Annotated in this window: 15 protein-coding genes and 1 rRNA gene; 4 read left to right on the top strand and 12 right to left on the bottom strand. The window is 58.2% G+C overall.

Annotated elements, in window-relative coordinates; translation table 11 throughout:
* Nucleotides 1–35: 35 nt before the first annotated feature.
* Together ACIQAL_RS29670 and ACIQAL_RS29665 are read right to left on the bottom strand one after the other, a co-directional pair.
* A complete protein-coding gene (locus ACIQAL_RS29670) occupies nt 36–803 on the bottom strand; it encodes a TerC family protein (protein ID WP_166593840.1) in 768 nt (255 codons plus the stop codon).
* 66 nt (nt 804–869) lie between these two features.
* The gene (locus tag ACIQAL_RS29665) at nt 870–2,177 is read right to left on the bottom strand and encodes a CitMHS family transporter (RefSeq protein WP_401151849.1); all 1,308 of its coding nucleotides are present in this window, start codon (nt 2,175–2,177) and stop codon (nt 870–872) included.
* A gap of 326 nt (nt 2,178–2,503) precedes the next feature.
* On the opposite strand from ACIQAL_RS29665, the gene ACIQAL_RS29660 reads away from it, so the two are divergent.
* Nucleotides 2,504–2,905, top strand: a complete 402-nt coding sequence (locus ACIQAL_RS29660) for a GFA family protein (RefSeq protein WP_401151846.1) — start codon at nt 2,504–2,506, stop codon at nt 2,903–2,905.
* Between the two features lie 302 nt (nt 2,906–3,207).
* On the opposite strand, the gene ACIQAL_RS29655 is transcribed toward ACIQAL_RS29660, so the two are convergent.
* From ACIQAL_RS29655 to ACIQAL_RS29610, 10 genes are all read right to left on the bottom strand, one after another.
* Entirely contained in the window at nt 3,208–5,169 is a 1,962-nt protein-coding gene (locus ACIQAL_RS29655; protein WP_401151843.1) for a DUF4105 domain-containing protein, read from the bottom strand.
* Complete coding sequence (locus ACIQAL_RS29650; protein WP_401151840.1) at nt 5,166–5,486, bottom strand: DUF2388 domain-containing protein; 321 nt, start codon at nt 5,484–5,486, stop codon at nt 5,166–5,168. The genes ACIQAL_RS29655 and ACIQAL_RS29650 overlap by 4 nt, the downstream gene beginning before the upstream one ends.
* A gap of 36 nt (nt 5,487–5,522) precedes the next feature.
* Nucleotides 5,523–5,828, bottom strand: a complete 306-nt coding sequence (locus tag ACIQAL_RS29645; RefSeq protein ID WP_166593835.1) for a DUF2388 domain-containing protein — start codon at nt 5,826–5,828, stop codon at nt 5,523–5,525.
* Nucleotides 5,829–5,934: 106 nt separating this feature from the next.
* Complete coding sequence (locus ACIQAL_RS29640; protein ID WP_166593834.1) at nt 5,935–6,252, bottom strand: DUF2388 domain-containing protein; 318 nt, start codon at nt 6,250–6,252, stop codon at nt 5,935–5,937.
* A 434-nt stretch (nt 6,253–6,686) separates the two neighbouring features.
* Complete coding sequence (locus ACIQAL_RS29635) at nt 6,687–6,902, bottom strand: DUF1127 domain-containing protein (RefSeq protein WP_166593833.1); 216 nt, start codon at nt 6,900–6,902, stop codon at nt 6,687–6,689.
* Between the two features lie 319 nt (nt 6,903–7,221).
* Nucleotides 7,222–8,715: an acetyl-CoA hydrolase/transferase family protein gene (locus ACIQAL_RS29630; protein ID WP_401151836.1), complete on the bottom strand. Its 1,494-nt coding sequence runs from the start codon at nt 8,713–8,715 to the stop codon at nt 7,222–7,224.
* A gap of 188 nt (nt 8,716–8,903) precedes the next feature.
* A complete protein-coding gene (locus ACIQAL_RS29625; protein WP_401151834.1) occupies nt 8,904–10,349 on the bottom strand; it encodes an NAD(P)(+) transhydrogenase (Re/Si-specific) subunit beta in 1,446 nt (481 codons plus the stop codon).
* Nucleotides 10,346–10,684 carry an NAD(P) transhydrogenase subunit alpha gene (locus ACIQAL_RS29620; protein ID WP_166593830.1) on the bottom strand — a complete coding sequence of 113 codons (339 nt, stop codon included), beginning with the start codon at nt 10,682–10,684 and terminating at the stop codon, nt 10,346–10,348. The genes ACIQAL_RS29625 and ACIQAL_RS29620 overlap by 4 nt, the downstream gene beginning before the upstream one ends.
* Nucleotides 10,685–10,695: 11 nt before the next feature.
* The gene (locus ACIQAL_RS29615) at nt 10,696–11,817 is read right to left on the bottom strand and encodes a Re/Si-specific NAD(P)(+) transhydrogenase subunit alpha (protein WP_401151830.1); all 1,122 of its coding nucleotides are present in this window, start codon (nt 11,815–11,817) and stop codon (nt 10,696–10,698) included.
* 436 nt (nt 11,818–12,253) lie between these two features.
* Complete coding sequence (locus ACIQAL_RS29610) at nt 12,254–13,150, bottom strand: LysR family transcriptional regulator (protein WP_166593828.1); 897 nt, start codon at nt 13,148–13,150, stop codon at nt 12,254–12,256.
* Nucleotides 13,151–13,324: 174 nt separating this feature from the next.
* Here ACIQAL_RS29610 and ACIQAL_RS29605 point away from each other — a divergent pair, with 174 nt between their 5' ends.
* The 3 genes from ACIQAL_RS29605 to ACIQAL_RS29595 form a co-directional block, all read left to right on the top strand.
* Nucleotides 13,325–14,506 (top strand): acyl-CoA dehydrogenase, encoded by a 1,182-nt coding sequence (locus tag ACIQAL_RS29605; RefSeq protein ID WP_341961209.1) that lies wholly within the window; start codon nt 13,325–13,327, stop codon nt 14,504–14,506.
* Between the two features lie 10 nt (nt 14,507–14,516).
* Entirely contained in the window at nt 14,517–15,737 is a 1,221-nt protein-coding gene (locus tag ACIQAL_RS29600; RefSeq protein ID WP_401151826.1) for a CaiB/BaiF CoA transferase family protein, read from the top strand.
* Nucleotides 15,738–16,337: 600 nt separating this feature from the next.
* Nucleotides 16,338–16,421 (top strand): 16S ribosomal RNA (locus ACIQAL_RS29595); the annotation flags it as partial.

Here is a 16,421-nt window from a genome sequence, read left to right as displayed (position 1 = left end):
ACTGTGGGAGCGAATGAGTTCGCTCCCGCAGGATGTTATTGACCCGGAACGTCCTTGCGAAGTTTCACCGGCTCTTTCATCGCCTTCTTCTTGGCCATCGACGTGCGCATCTTGATGTTGATCGCTTCTACCGCCAGCGAGAACGCCATGGCGAAGTACACATAGCCTTTAGGCACGTGCACGTCGAACGACTCGGCGATCAGCACCGTACCCACCACGATCAGGAACGACAGCGCCAGCATCTTCAGCGAAGGGTGTTTCTCGATGAAGTCACTGATGACCCCTGCACACAGCATCATGATCAGCACGGCGACGATGATCGCAGCGACCATGACCGGCACATGAGACACCATGCCGACCGCCGTGATCACCGAGTCCAGCGAGAACACGATATCGATGATGGCGATCTGGATGATGGTGTACAGGAACATGCCGCCCTTGCCTTTCGGCTCGTCGATCTCCTCCTCTTCGCCTTCCATGCCGTGGTAGATCTCTTGCGAGCTTTTCCACAGCAGGAACAGGCCACCGAAGAACAGGATCAGATCGCGGCCCGAGATGCCTTGGCCGAGCACCACGAACAGATCGTCCGTCAGGCGCATGACCCAGGTGATCGACAGCAACAGCAGGATGCGCGTGACCATCGCCAGCGCGAGGCCGAAAATCCGGGTGCGCGGTTGCATCGCCTTGGGCATGCGGCTGACCAGAATCGAGATCATGATGATGTTGTCGATCCCTAGAACGATCTCCAGGGCAGTCAGGGTGAAGAAAGCAACCCAGATCTCAGGGTTGGTCAGCCATTCCATTAGGTTTTCCTTTGAGCTTGTCAGATCCCCGCTGTCACTCGCGCGGCAGCGGGGGAGTAATGTGCCTTATAGACTGCTGAAGACCGGGAATATCCCCATCAGCAGTGCTGCGACCATTATGCATATGCACACCAGCACGGCCCACTTGAGGGTAAAGCGCTGGTGATCGCCAAATTCGATACCCGCCAGGGCCACCAAGAGATAAGTCGATGGCACCAGTGGGCTCAACAGGTGGACGGGCTGGCCGACGATTGAGGCACGTGCCATTTCCACCGGGGTGATGCCGTAATGCGACGCGGCCTCGGACAGCACCGGCAAGACGCCATAGTAAAACGCATCGTTGGACATGAAAAAGGTGAACGGCATGCTGACGATGGCGGTAATGACGGCCAGATACGGCCCCATCGCGTCCGGAATCACCGCCAGCAAACTTTTGGACATCGCATCGACCATACCGGTGCCGGTCAGGATACCGGTGAAAATCCCCGCCGCGAAAATCAACCCGACCACTGCCAGCACGCTACCGGCATGGGCGGCGATACGATCCTTCTGCGCTTGCAGGCAGGGATAGTTGACGATCATCGCAATACTGAACGCGATCATGAACAGCACCGGCAGTGGCAACAGGCCCATGATCAGCGCGACCATCAGCGCCAGGGTCAACGCACCGTTGAACCAGATCAGTTTGGGACGGCGAGCGTCGGGAAATTGCGAGACACTGATTTCGCTGTGATCGACCTCATCGCCTGGGAGATGCAGTTCGCCCAGACGTGCGCGCTCGCGTTTGCCGTAGAAATAGGCGATCGCCAGAATCGCGATCACACCGGCAAGCATGGCCGGAATCATCGGCACGAAAATATCGGAGGGGTCGACATGCAGAGCGCTGGCGGCGCGAGCGGTCGGACCACCCCACGGCGTCATGTTCATCACGCCACCCGCCAGGATGATCAGGCCCGCCATGATGCGCGGGCTCATGCCCAGGCGGCTGTACAGCGGGAGCATCGCTGCGACACAGATCATGTAAGTGGTTGCACCGTCGCCGTCCAGCGAGACGACCAACGCCAACACGGCGGTGCCAACCGACACTTTGACCGGGTCACCTTTGACGAGCTTGAGGATCTTGCGCACGGCCGGGTCGAACAGGCCTGAGTCGATCATCAGCGCAAAGTAGAGAATGGCGAACATCAGCATCACGCCGGTCGGCGCGAGTTTGGTGATGCCGGCGAGCATCATCGGACCGATACCTGCCGCAAAACCGCCGAACAGCGCAAATACGATAGGTACGATGATCAGGGCAATGAGCGCGGACAGGCGTTTGCTCATGATCAGGTACATGAAGGCAACGACCATGGCGAAGCCGAGGAAGGTCAACATAGAAATACTCCAGGCAGGACGCGACGTGGGAACGGACGTTATGAAGCGATCAGTTCAAGACGAGCTGCGCGTTGCGTTGGAGAGCGTGCGAGGGGTACTGCGGAGCGAAAGCGAGCATCAGAATCACCGAATTGTTGTTGTAGATGGGCCGGGCCGCTTTTAAACGTGCTGCCCTGGCTTGGCCGGTCTGCCGCCGGCGGTGGGGGGATGCTAAAGGGCTTAGCTTTCAGCCAGCTTTCGACGCCTTTCCGCTGATCGCTGTAGGAAAAGATGAAGTAAAACGCCCCTGCGAGAGTCAGACGTTAAACACGAACGGGAGATGCGACATGAGTGAAAGGCACACCGGCGGCTGCCATTGCGGGAACCTGCGTTATCAACTCGACGCGCCTCTGCGGGACATCGCTCATTGTCACTGCTCGATCTGTCGGCGGACATCGGGCGGGATCGTGGTGACCTGGATCACCGTGCCGATGGAGGTGTTCACGTGGACGGCAGGCAGCCCGGCGGCGTATGACTCAAGCCCGACGTGCGTACGTTATTTCTGCAATAACTGTGGGGCACAGGTCGCGCTGTTCACCCGAAACAGCCCCGAAACCATGGACGTCACCATCGCCACCCTCGACCAACCCGAGTTGGCAGCGGCTGAGCGGCATATCTGGACCGACAACCGCTTGCCTTGGCTGCATCTGGATGAGCATTTGCCGGGCGAGCCAGGCGAGACGGCATGAACGCCTGGGAGCGCATCCGATCCAAGCGGCAGTAAATCCTGCAATCGCGTTCATCCTGATACTGCGCAGTCGGCTGGTTTTGCTGTCGCTTCGCAACAGATCGCAGGCAAGCCAGCTCCCACGCCTTCGGCAGAAGCGGAAGCGCGGCGTGATTCAGGCTTTTGATTCTGGCCAAAGGCCGTGTGAGCTGGCTTGCCTGCGATCTGCCGGGGACCGGCAGTAAATCCCGATACCTCGGTTGTTTCAGTCAGTTGCTCCCATGGCCCGCGGCCGGAATCACAAGGCTTGCTGCAGCCTGACCGTTAAGGCAACTCCAACCCACCCGCCGCTTTGTGCAGCGCCCGCAGGTGCTCGCCGACCTGCTTGAGGTTTTCCTCGGTCGCTGCAATTTCGGCCGCGCGGTCTGGCTCCAGTAGCGCCCTCACCTCTTTGTCCAGATCACCCGTCAGCCGTTGCAACTGCTGCTGACGCTGGGTGCTTTCCGCTTCCAGCCGTCCCCATTCGCCTTCTTGCGGCAGGCCATAACCGCCGCTGCCGAGCAATTCAGCCGGGCGACTGAGGAAGCCGCTGTTCGCGAGAATGTCCTGCAATGTGCCAGTCGCCTTGGAGACGCCTTTGTCCTTCTGTTCCACCGCGCTGAGGTAACGCTGCTTCACCTCGTCCTGCGCGAGCAGCAACTGCCGACGCATGCTCGCCTGTTCCAGCAGTAACATCGCCGCGCTGGTGCGTAAATCCGCCTTGGCGAAATACGGCTGGCGTTCTTTCGCGGGCAAGCCTAGCCAGTCTTCCACCGTTGTTTCCTTCACGTCGGTGGTCTTGCGCAGCACGTCGAACATCGCTTGATAACGGTCGCGATAGGAGTCGAATCGGTAGCCCATCCGCAAGGCTTTCTTCGGATCGTCCAGCACGCTGGTGTCGGCTAATCCCCTGCCCTTCAGCACCTCCAGCAAGCCGTTAGGCAGAATGCTGTCCAACCCGACGAGTCTTGGATCGTCAGTCCCGCTGCGCAGCAACTTGAGGTTTTCCACCGCGCAGTTGTTGGAGATGAACCAATAGTTGCCGTCGTAGGCCCAGTGCATTTCGGCAGCGTGCTGCACCAACCCGTTGATTTGCTCCCGGGACAGTTTCAGCGGCACCGACGCCAGGCTGCGCAGTTCGGTCTTGGTGTACTCATCGATGACCTGCCCCAGCGGCAGCACGAACAGACGCGATGGATACGCCCCGGTCAGGCCGCTCCAGCTGGACAGCTGCAGGTCATTAACGAACGCGCGGTACGACAGCACCAGATGCTGATCCAGATCCAGTCGGCAATCCGGCCCACGGGGGCGACCCGGTTTGCAGATCACCAGCCGCAACATGCTGTGGCCCCAGCGACTCACCAGATTCTGGTTGGCTTCGGCGAGCAGGTAGTCGACCTCGTACACGCGTTCGGGATCGAGTTTGCCGAGTGGCTCGCGGGCGAAGTCGTTGCCTGCGTTGAGGTAAGGGTAAGACGTCGGGCATTCGTCCTTGGACGCAGGCGCCCAGTTGAACAGCTTCTTGTAGTAGTCATACAGCGAAGGCCGACGGCAGGCATACGCGGGGTCGAGCAGGAAGTACTCCATGTTCACTGCAACGAATTCCAGCGGGCTGCTGATTTCGTAGATGTCCGGGCTGCGTGCGACCTGGCCGTTGCGCTCTTCGCGCTCCCCTCGCCGGCCCACATATTGCGGCCAGCCTGCGAGGTCCAGCAGGCGCGGGTCGTCGCTGAAGGTGAAATGCCGATCCGTCTGGCCGCGACAACTGTCGCGCAGGCCGACTTTGCCCATGCTGTTGGCTTGGCGGGTGCAGGCGATGATCAGCTTGCGCTCTTCCGGTGACCACAATTGGGCATGGTCATAAATGTGGGTGAGCTCGTGTAGCACAGTCGCCAGCATTTCTTCGCGCACGGTGCCGTGTGGGCGATTGGTCCGGGTGGTGGCAGCAGTGCCGTCAGTCAGCCCCGCTAGCAGGTGTTGATTCAGATCGAGTCTGTAAGGCCCGTCAGCGCGGCCATAGGCATTGGACGGCATGTCATCCGTCCAGTGGACTTCGACCTTGCGGTCCAGCTTGCTGATGAACATTGGCGGCAGGTGCGCCATGGCTTCGTCGAGCAGCGTCTGGCTGGCTTTCTGTTGCGCGGCATCAAGCCCGTCGGTATGCAGCGACAGGCTCAGATCGGCGAAGGCGCTTGTGCAGATCAGCGAAAGCGCCGAAGCCAGCAGCCAGGCGGCCAGACGCCTCACAGTGCGAGGATGGCTTCGGCGAGGTCCTGATCGGAGGCAGTGCGGGCTTCAGGCAGACGCTCGCGCAACGTAACAAACGCAGCGTCCAGACGAGCGCCATGGATGTTGCCGTTGCTGGCGACGTAGCTGGCGGCGTCGTCTTGAGCTTCGACGATCAGTTTCCAGTTGCGAACGGAGGATGTGGTGTCGGAAGTGAAATCGACACTGCGACCCAAGGCGCGGACAACAATGTTACTGGTGGCCTTGAGGGTTTGAGCCTGTGCCATATCGGTCAGCAGCAGCAAACCAAGGGCAGCGGCAATCAGCGGGGTACGCATGGAACGTCTCCAAAAATTCGGGGATGCAAAAAGTGACTATTGGACGAGGATTGCTTGCGCCAGTTCAAGGTCGCTTGCATGAAGTTTTGGAGAGGTTTGACGGAGGTATATCAATGCCGACTCCAGTTGTGCTCCTCGCAGTTGGCCATCAGTGGCAATGAACGCTGCTGCATCATCCTGGGCGGCAAGTATCAGTTTGTTCTCGAAAGGCCCGGTCGTCACCTGGCTGGTGGCGTACCCGCTTTTGATCAAGCTTTGTGTGGTTGTGTCGAACGCGTGAGCCTGGGTGCTACCCATCAGGCTGACAGTCGCTGCAAACAACAGGCGAGACAATGAACGCATGAGTCTTCGGTATTGGCAAAACGAGTCGCAAGGCTAGCGCAAATGCCCCGGCCAGAGCCAGTGAAGGTGTCGGGGCTAGCGGTATGAAAGTTGTCGCGGGGCTGAATCAGATCGCCAGAATGGCTTGAGCCAGTTGTGCGTCAGTGGCGTTCAGGCCGGGGCTGACTTCGCGAATGTGTTGAAACGCGCCTTCCAGATGCACGCCGCGAATATCGCCATTACTTGCCACGAAGCTGGCGGCATCGTCACGTGCGGCCAAAACGATTTTGTCGTCATGGAAAGACGACGAAATTTTCGACGTGGCGTTGGACGAAGCGTCCAGTGCACGCACGAGGGTATCGGTAGTGACCACGAAGCTGGACGCCTGAGCGCCAGTGGCTGCAATCAAAAGGGCTGCAGCGCTCAGCAGGCGAAGACGTGACATATTTGAACTCCAAGGAAGGGAAAATCTAAAACCACATCGGCGAATGAGCGGAACGGCTGACAGCGATGGGTACGGAAAGTGGTGCAAGACTAGCGTATGCGGGACCGGGAGAACCAGAACGGCTAATTGCCAGCTCGCAAAGAGTAGTCCTTCCGCGCCGCTGGAGGCCGCACGGCTACGGCACTGTACCTGTACTAATCTGAATTTTAAAAACTGTACCTGTTGGCGATTTTTCGTCCTTGGCAGCAAAGCTTCTCTACGGCGGCATCATCCGAAAGACTATTGCTGGCAGGTCGAAAAGCTAACGCGGCCCTTTCCCGGATATCAGGACCCAGAAACGACGAAACCCGTCAGCAGTCACCTGCGACGGGTTTCGTTTGAACAATTCGGGTTGCTGGTGAGAGGCTCGTAGCCTGGGACCAGCAGACGCTAACTTAGCGCCAGAACGGCTTGCTCAGCTCTTCGTAACGCTGGGATTCGCTGATACCGGCGTCAGCCAGCAGACGAGCATCCAGACGTGCCAACTGGTGGCGGCTGGACAGACGGCGCTGCCAGAGCATCAGGTTGGCGAACATACGCAGCGGCAGGGAGCCTTGAGCGGATTTTGCGGTTTCTTCGTAGAACAGTTCGGAACTTACGGTGCGTTCCATGGTGCTTCTTCCTTCCGCTTGTGGCGGGATTAGATAGTGACTTGATTGGTGCCCATCTTCCTCTCGTTGCCCTGCTCTCTCCAGACACAGTTCACTTGTATTGTGCTGCTCCAGTTAACTGTGGAGGGGCACTGTTTTGTTCATATATGGGGCAACTGTACCGGTAAGCACCGAAATGGAGCATTTTGTGCGTCGAAATGGTGAAATCTGCGTTTTCGACCCTAAAATCAACCGGTACAGCAGTACAGTTTTTGCTAGAAATGCGTTCAGCCAGTCGGAAGCGGCGACGAAAGGTCGTCGCCAATCCCAAACTGTTTTCTCACACCGCCAGCATGCGGCCGGTTTCTTCGAGGTTGAGGTGCCAACTGAGTGCATCGCGCAGCACGTGAGGGGTGTGTCCACCCATTGCGCAAGCACGGCGGAAATAGTCGTTCAACGCCTCGCGGTATGCGGGGTGCACGCAGTTATCGATGATCACGCGAGCACGCTCGCGAGGGGCCAGACCACGCAGGTCGGCGAGTCCTTGTTCGGTGACCAGGATGTCCACGTCGTGTTCGGTGTGATCGACGTGGCTGACCATCGGCACCACGCTGGAAATCGCACCGCCCTTGGCGATCGACTTGGTAACGAAGATCGCCAAATGCGCGTTGCGGGCAAAGTCGCCGGAGCCACCGATCCCGTTCATCATCCGTGTGCCGCCAACGTGCGTGGAGTTCACGTTGCCGTACAGGTCGAACTCCAGCGCAGTGTTGATGCCGATGATCCCGAGGCGCCGAACGACCTCGGGGTGGTTGGAGATTTCCTGAGGGCGCAATAACAGTTTCGGTCTGTACTGCTCAAGGTTGTCGTAGACCACATTGTGCTTGCGTTCGGACAGGGTCATTGAGCAGCCCGAAGCGAAATCCAGCTTCCCGGCTTCGAACAGATCGAATGTGGAATCCTGCAATACCTCCGAATACATCGCCATGCCGCGGAACGGCGAGTCGATAAGCCCGGTCATCACCGCGTTGGCGATGGTGCCGACGCCCGCTTGCAGCGGCATCAATTGATTGGTCAGACGGTTCTGGCGCACTTCGTTCTTGAAGAACTCCACCAAATGCCCAGCGATGGCCTGAGTTTCTTCGTCAGCAGGCAGTACAGTTGAAGGTGAGTCAGCCTGATCACTGAACACGATGCCTACGATCTTAGCCGGGTCGATTTTCACGGCGTGGCTGCCAATTCGGCTGTCAGCCTTGAGCACCGGAATCGGCAGGCGTGTCGGGCGGTAAGTCGGTATATAGATGTCGTGCAAGCCTTCGAGCGCCAGAGGCTGTGCGATGTTGATCTCAATGATCACTTGCTCGGCGAGGATTGCGAAGCTGGCCGAGTTGCCCACGGACGAGCTCAGCACCAGATGACCTTCTTCGGTGATCGCCACGCATTCGATGACAGCAATGTCCACCGGCTTGATCTGGCGATTGCGCAGTTGCTCGACCGTGTCGGAGAGGTGCTGGTCGATGAACATCACCGAGCCATCATTGATCGCCTTGCGCAAGGTGCTGTCGACCTGAAACGGCATGCGGCGGGACAGCACGCCCGCTTCGGTCAGCTGCTTGTCGAGATCGTTGCCCAGGCTGGCGCCGGTCATCAGGCTGATCTTCAGTGGCGACACCTTCGCGCGCTCAGCCAGCGCCTTGGGTACAGCCTTGGCTTCGCCGGCGCGGGTAAAGCCGCTCATGCCGACGGTCATGCCGTCTTTGATCAGGGAAGCGGCGTCGGCCGCGCTCATTACCTTACTCATCAAAGACGGCAGGCGAATACGTTCACGGTGCATGGTGTTCTTATCTCAAGACAAGGATGCGAGCAGCAAAGTCTAGAGAGTTGGGTATGGCGCGTCCCATGACTTAGGTCGTATTGGAGGCTCTAAACGGCGGCTCTCAGCGTAAAACACTGTTACAGAAGATGTAAAAAACCCTCGACCGATAGACGCGTCGAGGGTTCGTTCAGCCGCGGGCCAGAGCCTTATTCGACGGCTTTCACCATGTCTTCGATGACCTTCTTCGCGTCACCGAACACCATCATGGTTTTGTCGAGGTAGAACAGTTCGTTGTCCAGACCGGCATAACCGCTGGCCATCGAGCGCTTGTTGACGATGATGGTTTTGGCCTTGAAGGCTTCCAGAATCGGCATGCCCGCAATCGGCGACTTGGGATCGTTCTTCGCTGCCGGGTTGACCACGTCGTTGGCGCCAAGCACCAGCACCACGTCGGCCTGACCGAACTCAGAGTTGATGTCTTCCATCTCGAACACTTGGTCGTAAGGCACTTCAGCCTCGGCGAGCAGGACGTTCATGTGGCCCGGCATCCGGCCGGCCACCGGATGGATTGCATACTTCACGGTCACGCCAGCGTGGGTCAGTTTCTCGGTCAGCTCTTTCAGGGCGTGCTGGGCACGTGCCACTGCCAAACCGTAGCCTGGAACGATGATCACGGTGTCTGCGTTGGTCAGCAGGAAGGTCGCATCATCAGCCGAACCGGATTTCACTGGACGGGCTTCTTTCGCGCCGTCGGCTGCACCTGCGTCTGCCGCGCCGCCGAAGCCGCCGCCGATCACGTTGAAGAACGAGCGGTTCATGGCCTTGCACATGATGTAGGACAGAATCGCACCGCTTGAGCCCACCAGTGAGCCTGCGATGATCAGCATCGAGTTGTTCAGCGAGAACCCGATACCGGCTGCTGCCCAGCCCGAGTAGCTGTTGAGCATCGACACGACCACAGGCATGTCCGCGCCGCCAATCGGGATGATCAGCAGCACGCCAATGACGAACGCCAGGATCAGCATGACGCTGAAGGCGAACAGGCTGCCGGTGAACATGAACGTCAGGCCGAAGAACAAGGTGGCCAGACCCAGAATCAGGTTCAGCTTGTGCTGACCGGCGAACTGCACAGGCGCGCCCTGGAACAGGCGGAACTTGTACTTGCCTGACAGCTTGCCGAAGGCAATGACCGAACCGGAGAAAGTGATCGCGCCGATGGCGGCACCGAGGAACAGTTCCAGACGGTTACCGGCCGGGATCGACTCGCCCAGGTGCGCAACGATGCCCAGGGATTGAGGCTCCACGACGGCCGCGATGGCAATGAACACCGCCGCCAGACCGATCATGCTGTGCATGAAGGCCACCAGCTCCGGCATCTTGGTCATTTCAACGCGCTTGGCCATGATCGAACCGGCGGTGCCGCCGACCAGCAAGCCCACGATGATGTAACCGATGCCCGCGCTGGCGCCATCGGTGGACAGCGCTGCCAGTTTGAACACCAGGCCGATGGTGGTCAGCACCGCCAGTCCCATGCCGAGCATGCCGAACAGGTTGCCGCGACGCGACGTGGTCGGGTGCGACAGTCCTTTAAGGGCCTGAATAAAGCAGATCGCTGAAACGAGGTACAACAGGGTGACGAGGTTCATGCTCATTGCTTCGGCACCTCAGTTTTGGCTGGGCTCTTATTAGGAGCAGCCTTTTTCTTGAACATTTCAAGCATGCGGCGGGTGACCAGAAAGCCACCGAACACGTTGACGGCTGCCAGCGCGACCGCCAGGGTGCCCATGGTTTTGCCCAGTGGGGTGACGGTCAACGCAGCGGCCAGCATGGCGCCCACGATGACGATCGCCGAAATGGCGTTGGTAACAGCCATCAGTGGGGTGTGCAGCGCAGGGGTGACGTTCCAGACCACGTGGTAGCCGACGTAGATCGCCAGCACGAAGATGATCAGGTTGTAGACGCCGTGAGAGATCAGCATGTCTTCCATTATTTTTATCCTCAGCCGTTCTTGCGGACAATCTGGCCGTCGCGGCACATCAGGCACGCGGCGACGATGTCGTCTTCGAGGTTGATCTCGAACTGGCCTTCCTTGGTGAAGACCAGCTTCAGGAAATCCAGCAGGTTACGTGCATAAAGAGCGGACGCGTCAGCCGCCACCATCGCAGGCAGGTTGGTGTGGCCGACGATGGTCACGCCGTGCTCGATCACCACTTGGTCAGCCACAGTCAGCGGGCAGTTGCCGCCCTGGGCCGCCGCGAGGTCAATGACCACCGAGCCTGGTTTCATCTGCGAGACCGTTTCTGCGCTCAACAGCACCGGTGCCTTGCGACCCGGAATCAGTGCGGTGGTGATCACGATGTCCGCCTGCTTGGCACGCTCGTGAACGGCCACGGCCTGGCGCTGCATCCAACTGGCTGGCATCGGACGCGCATAACCGCCCACACCGACCGCCGCTTCGCGCTCTTCATCAGTCTCATAAGGCACGTCGACGAACTTGGCGCCGAGGGACTCGATCTGCTCCTTCACCGCAGGGCGGACGTCAGAGGCCTCGATCACTGCGCCCAGGCGTTTGGCGGTGGCGATGGCCTGCAGACCGGCAACGCCTGCACCGAGGATCAACACGCGGGCAGCCTTAACCGTACCGGCAGCGGTCATCAGCATCGGCATGAAGCGCGGGTAGTGATGCGCGGCCAGCAGCACCGATTTGTATCCGGCGATGTTGGCTTGCGAGGACAGCACATCGAGACTTTGCGCGCGCGAGGTGCGCGGTGCTGCTTCAAGGGCAAAGGCGGTAATCCCGCGCTCGGCCATCTTGGCGATGATCTCGTTGTTGAAGGGGTTGAGCATCCCGATGACAACGGTCCCGCTCTTGATCAGAGCCAGCTCGCTGTCGCTGGGCGCGACGACCTTGAGGATCAGCTCGGCGCCAAAGGCGTCGCCAACGCTGCCAATCGAAGCACCTGCCACTTCATAGGCACTGTCCGTGACACTGGCGGTAATGCCGGCGCCTGACTGGACGGTGACCTTATGACCCTGGCCAATGAGCTTCTTGATGGTTTCCGGAGTTGCAGCAACCCGAGTTTCACCGGACTGGGTTTCTAGAGGGACTCCAATGTGCACGTCAAATCTCCTGCGTGATCTTTTTATCTTTGAAAATAGGCCAGCGCGCTGCGGATGGCGCGTCTGGGGCAGCGATCACCACGTCCCCGCTAGACAAGACGGGGGCGCGGCATTTTGCAGGCGGAATTCGGGGGCTTCAAGGAATTCTGTAACGCGACGGGTACTTAACTACAAGTCACCCTGTGACCGTTTGACGCAATAAAACGCCACAGGCCATATGTTTAAAGGCCTGTAGCGATACAGGTGACATTTTGACTTTTTTTAAAGCCCCTGATGAAAGTGAGGGGTAATCAGGCTGTAAGCCGCGCACATCGCAGCCTTCAGCGTGTTTTGTATAAAGAACAGAGGTGTTTCTTAAATGCGACATTACGAGATATCTGTAGCGCTTTAAATTTACTAACTACAAAGTCAGCATTTGAATAGAATCAGGCGCAAATCAAGGCAGAGCGTAGGTTTCAGCCTGATGCACCAGCCAGTCCCGAAAGGCTTTCAAAGATGCGGATTCGACTTTCCGCTCCGGAATCATCAAGTAATAGGCTTTTACGCTCGACAGCGCATGCGGGTTGGCAATCACCAGTCGCTTTTCGGCCAGTTCTCGCTGGATCAGAAAAGGTGGAATCAGCGCGACTCCCATGTCATGCATAGCCGCTTGAGCGAGCATGGAGAATAGCTCGTATCGCGCGCCTGTCATGTCGCGGGCCACATTCATGTCCATCGAGCCGAACCACTGTCGCCATGCGTAAGGCCTCGTGGTCTGCTGCAGCAACGGCATTTCCGATAATTCACGCGCGCTGAGTCGGGGTTTGTTGCCCAGCAAAGCAGGACTACAAACCGGCATGGGGTTTTCGCTCATCAAGCGATGAGATTCCGTACCGGACCAGTCGGCATCGCCGAAATAGATGGCGGCGTCAAAGTCGGTGTCCGCGAACAGGAACGGCCGCGTCCGGTTGGTCAGATTGATCGTGACGTCAGGGTTCTGTTGCTGAAAATCCTTGAGGCGAGGCAGCAACCATTGAGTTCCGAAGGTCGGAACCACGGCCAGTTCAATCACGTTCGCGCCTTGATGGCCCATGACGGAGAGCGTGTCCCGTTCAACTGCATCGAGTTGAGTGGCGACACGGCGGCTGTAGGAAAGGCCTGCTTCTGTCAGCTTCACGCCCCTTCGTGAGCGTCGGAACAGCTCCACATTCAAGAATTCTTCGAGGCCGCCAATCTGTCGGCAAATCGCGCTTTGCGTGAGCGAAAGCTCATCCGCAGCCTTGGTAAAGCTTTCGTGACGCGCTGCCGCCTCGAAGCTGACCAGTGCGGCGGTGCTGGGGATTTTGCGGCGCATGTACCTGAACCTCACTCATTGGCTTGCAATATGGCGCTTTGCACATTCTCGGAATGAGAAATTAGCACAACACTATGCGAAATCGTCGTTTGCCCATGGGCCAATCCGCGCCTAGCATCAACCCACGACTTTTCCCGGCAATGTCCGGGAGCATCATTGAGCGAGGAGAACGTCATGGGCGGTAAGGCAAGCTTCAACTGGATTGATCCCCTGTTGCTGGACCAGCAGCTCACTGAAGAAGAGCGCATGGTTCGCGACAGCGCCGAGCAGTTCGCCCAAGACAAACTCGCCCCCCGCGTCCTTGAAGCGTTTCGTCATGAGCAAACCGACCCTGCGATCTTTCGCGAAATGGGCGAGGTCGGCCTGTTGGGCGCGACTATTCCTGAGCAATACGGTGGCAGTGGCCTGAACTACGTCTGCTACGGCCTGATTGCTCGCGAAGTTGAGCGCGTCGATTCCGGCTATCGCTCGATGATGAGTGTGCAGTCGTCGCTGGTGATGGTGCCGATTAATGAATTCGGCACCGAAGCACAAAAACAGAAATATCTGCCCAAGCTGGCCTCCGGCGAATGGATTGGTTGCTTCGGCCTGACCGAGCCGAACCACGGTTCCGATCCAGGTGCGATGATCACCCGTGCTCGCAAGGTCGACGGCGGCTATCGTCTGACCGGCAGCAAGATGTGGATCACCAACAGCCCGATTGCTGACGTGTTTGTGGTTTGGGGCAAAGACGATGCCGGTGACATCCGTGGCTTCGTGCTCGAAAAAGGCTGGCAAGGCCTGAGCGCTCCGGCTATCCACGGGAAGGTCGGTTTGCGCGCCTCCATCACGGGTGAAATCGTCATGGATAACGTGTTCGTCCCTGAAGAAAACATTTTCCCGGATGTGCGAGGTCTGAAAGGCCCGTTCACCTGCCTGAACTCTGCGCGTTATGGCATCTCTTGGGGCGCATTGGGCGCGGCTGAGTTCTGCTGGCACACCGCTCGCCAGTACACGCTGGATCGTCAACAGTTCGGGCGTCCTCTGGCAGCCAATCAGCTGATCCAGAAAAAACTCGCCGACATGCAGACTGAAATCACGCTCGCCCTGCAAGGCTGCTTGCGTTTGGGACGTATGAAGGACGAAGGCACTGCGGCGGTGGAAATCACGTCGATCATGAAGCGTAACTCGTGCGGCAAGTCGCTGGACATCGCACGCATGGCTCGGGACATGCTTGGCGGCAATGGGATCTCTGACGAGTTCGGTATTGCCCGTCATCTGGTGAACCTGGAAGTCGTGAACACCTATGAAGGAACGCACGACGTGCATGCGCTGATTCTTGGGCGTGCGCAAACTGGCATTCAGGCGTTCTATTAAGGAGCCAGTCATGGGCGCGCTATCGCATTTGCGGGTGCTGGACCTGTCTCGCGTTTTGGCTGGTCCGTGGGCGGGCCAGATACTCGCAGATCTGGGTGCCGACGTGATCAAGATCGAGCGCCCGGGCAATGGCGACGACACTCGCGCTTGGGGGCCTCCTTTTCTGAAGGACCCAAGGGGCGAGAACACGTCCGAGGCTGCCTATTACCTGTCGGCCAATCGGAACAAGCAGTCCGTCACGATCGACTTCACACGTCCGGAAGGTCAGAAGCTGGTGCGTGAGCTGGCGGCAAAGTCAGACATCGTCATTGAGAATTTCAAGGTCGGTGGGCTCAAGGCGTATGGCTTGGACTACGCGTCGCTGCAAGTCGAGAACCCGCGGCTTATTTATTGCTCGATCACGGGGTTCGGGCAGACCGGGCCTTATGCAAAGCGCGCGGGCTATGACTTCATGATCCAGGGGCTCGGTGGACTGATGAGCCTGACCGGTCGACCTGAGGGCGAAGACGGTGCTGGGCCTGTGAAGGTCGGGGTCGCTCTGACTGACATTTTGACTGGGCTGTATTCGACGTCAGCCATTCTGGCCACCCTCGCCCATCGGGATCAGAGCGGCATTGGCCAGCATATCGACATGGCGCTGCTGGATGTTCAAGTCGCGTGTTTGGCGAATCAGGCCATGAATTACCTGACAACGGGCGCACCGCCTCGCCGTCTGGGCAATGCGCATCCGAACATCGTGCCGTACCAGGATTTTCCCACTGCCGATGGCGACTTCATTCTTACCGTAGGAAACGACAGTCAGTTCCGTAAGTTCGCGGAAGTTGCCGGTCAGGCGCAATGGGCAGACGATCCGCGGTTCGCTACCAACAAGCAGCGTGTGGCGCATCGGACTGAGCTGATTCCGCTGATTCGCCAGGCGACGGTCTTCAAGACTACGGCTGAGTGGGTGGCTGCGCTTGAAGGGGCGGGTGTTCCGTGTGGACCGATCAATGATGTGGCTCAGGTGTTTGCCGACCCGCAGGTCCAGGCGCGAGGTTTGAGAATTGAGCTGCCCCATGCATTGGGCGGAACGGTACCTCAGGTGGCCAGCCCTATTCGGTTGTCGGGTACGCCGGTGGAGTATCGCCGAGCGCCACCGTTGTTGGGGGAACATACGTCGGAGGTTCTGACCCATCTATTGGGGCTGTCGGGCGAGACAGTTATGGCCTTGCGTGAGGCTGGCGTGCTTTAGCGACTCTTCTATATAGGGTGGCAGGAGTGCTGCCCTATATAAACAGAAGGAACTCGCTGATTTTGTTCATGTTTTGGTTTTCTGACATAAATTTGAAATTAAGTGTTGACGCCCCTCTGGATGTGTCTATAATTCGCCCCACTTCCGGCGCAGTTGTAACCGAAAACTCCTTGAAGATCAACGGGTTACAGGTTCAGGATGGCGAGGAAGTGCTTCGGTTCTGGTGTTTGAATCGACAGCGGTGAAAAAGGTGGTTGACAGCAGGTTGTAACGCTGTAGAATTCGCCTCCCGCTGACATGAGACGCCAAGTCGAACGAAGCGCAAGTGGTTGAAGTTGATAAGGAAACTTTGAAAACTTCTGAAAATAACCGCTTGACAGATTGAGACGCTGCTGTAGAATGCGCGCCTCGGTTGAGACGAAAAACTCTTAACCAACCGCTCTTTAACAATTGAATCAAGCAATTCGTGTGGGTGCTTGTGCTGTAAGACTGAAGTCAACTGATTATCAGCATCGCAAGTTACTCCACGAGAAATCATGGTTTAACCAACGATTGCTGAGCCAAGTTTATAGGGTTTTCTCAAAACCCGATTGCAGTATTGAACTGAAGAGTTTGATCATGGCTCAGATTGAACGCTGGCGGCAGGCCTAACACATGCAAGTCGAGCGGATGAAGGGAGCTTGC

This window comes from Pseudomonas sp. NPDC088368, assembly GCF_044753445.1.
Lineage (GTDB): Bacteria > Pseudomonadota > Gammaproteobacteria > Pseudomonadales > Pseudomonadaceae > Aquipseudomonas > Aquipseudomonas bambusae.
This window is presented reverse-complemented; position numbering and strand designations above follow the sequence as displayed.

Excerpts from the sequence above, each read along its gene's own strand:
- ACIQAL_RS29630 (WP_401151836.1), bottom strand. The coding sequence starts at position 8,715 with ATGCACCGTGAACGTATTCGCCTGCCGTCTTTGATGAGTAAGGTAATG.
- ACIQAL_RS29635 (WP_166593833.1), bottom strand. The coding sequence starts at position 6,902 with ATGGAACGCACCGTAAGTTCCGAACTGTTCTACGAAGAAACCGCAAAA.
- ACIQAL_RS29650 (WP_401151840.1), bottom strand. The coding sequence starts at position 5,486 with ATGCGTACCCCGCTGATTGCCGCTGCCCTTGGTTTGCTGCTGCTGACC.
- ACIQAL_RS29660 (WP_401151846.1), top strand. The coding sequence starts at position 2,504 with ATGAGTGAAAGGCACACCGGCGGCTGCCATTGCGGGAACCTGCGTTAT.
- ACIQAL_RS29625 (WP_401151834.1), bottom strand. The coding sequence starts at position 10,349 with ATGAGCATGAACCTCGTCACCCTGTTGTACCTCGTTTCAGCGATCTGC.
- ACIQAL_RS29610 (WP_166593828.1), bottom strand. The coding sequence starts at position 13,150 with ATGCGCCGCAAAATCCCCAGCACCGCCGCACTGGTCAGCTTCGAGGCG.
- ACIQAL_RS29640 (WP_166593834.1), bottom strand. The coding sequence starts at position 6,252 with ATGTCACGTCTTCGCCTGCTGAGCGCTGCAGCCCTTTTGATTGCAGCC.
- ACIQAL_RS29645 (WP_166593835.1), bottom strand. The coding sequence starts at position 5,828 with ATGCGTTCATTGTCTCGCCTGTTGTTTGCAGCGACTGTCAGCCTGATG.
- ACIQAL_RS29670 (WP_166593840.1), bottom strand. The coding sequence starts at position 803 with ATGGAATGGCTGACCAACCCTGAGATCTGGGTTGCTTTCTTCACCCTG.
- ACIQAL_RS29665 (WP_401151849.1), bottom strand. The coding sequence starts at position 2,177 with ATGTTGACCTTCCTCGGCTTCGCCATGGTCGTTGCCTTCATGTACCTG.
- ACIQAL_RS29605 (WP_341961209.1), top strand. The coding sequence starts at position 13,325 with ATGGGCGGTAAGGCAAGCTTCAACTGGATTGATCCCCTGTTGCTGGAC.
- ACIQAL_RS29600 (WP_401151826.1), top strand. The coding sequence starts at position 14,517 with ATGGGCGCGCTATCGCATTTGCGGGTGCTGGACCTGTCTCGCGTTTTG.
- ACIQAL_RS29620 (WP_166593830.1), bottom strand. The coding sequence starts at position 10,684 with ATGGAAGACATGCTGATCTCTCACGGCGTCTACAACCTGATCATCTTC.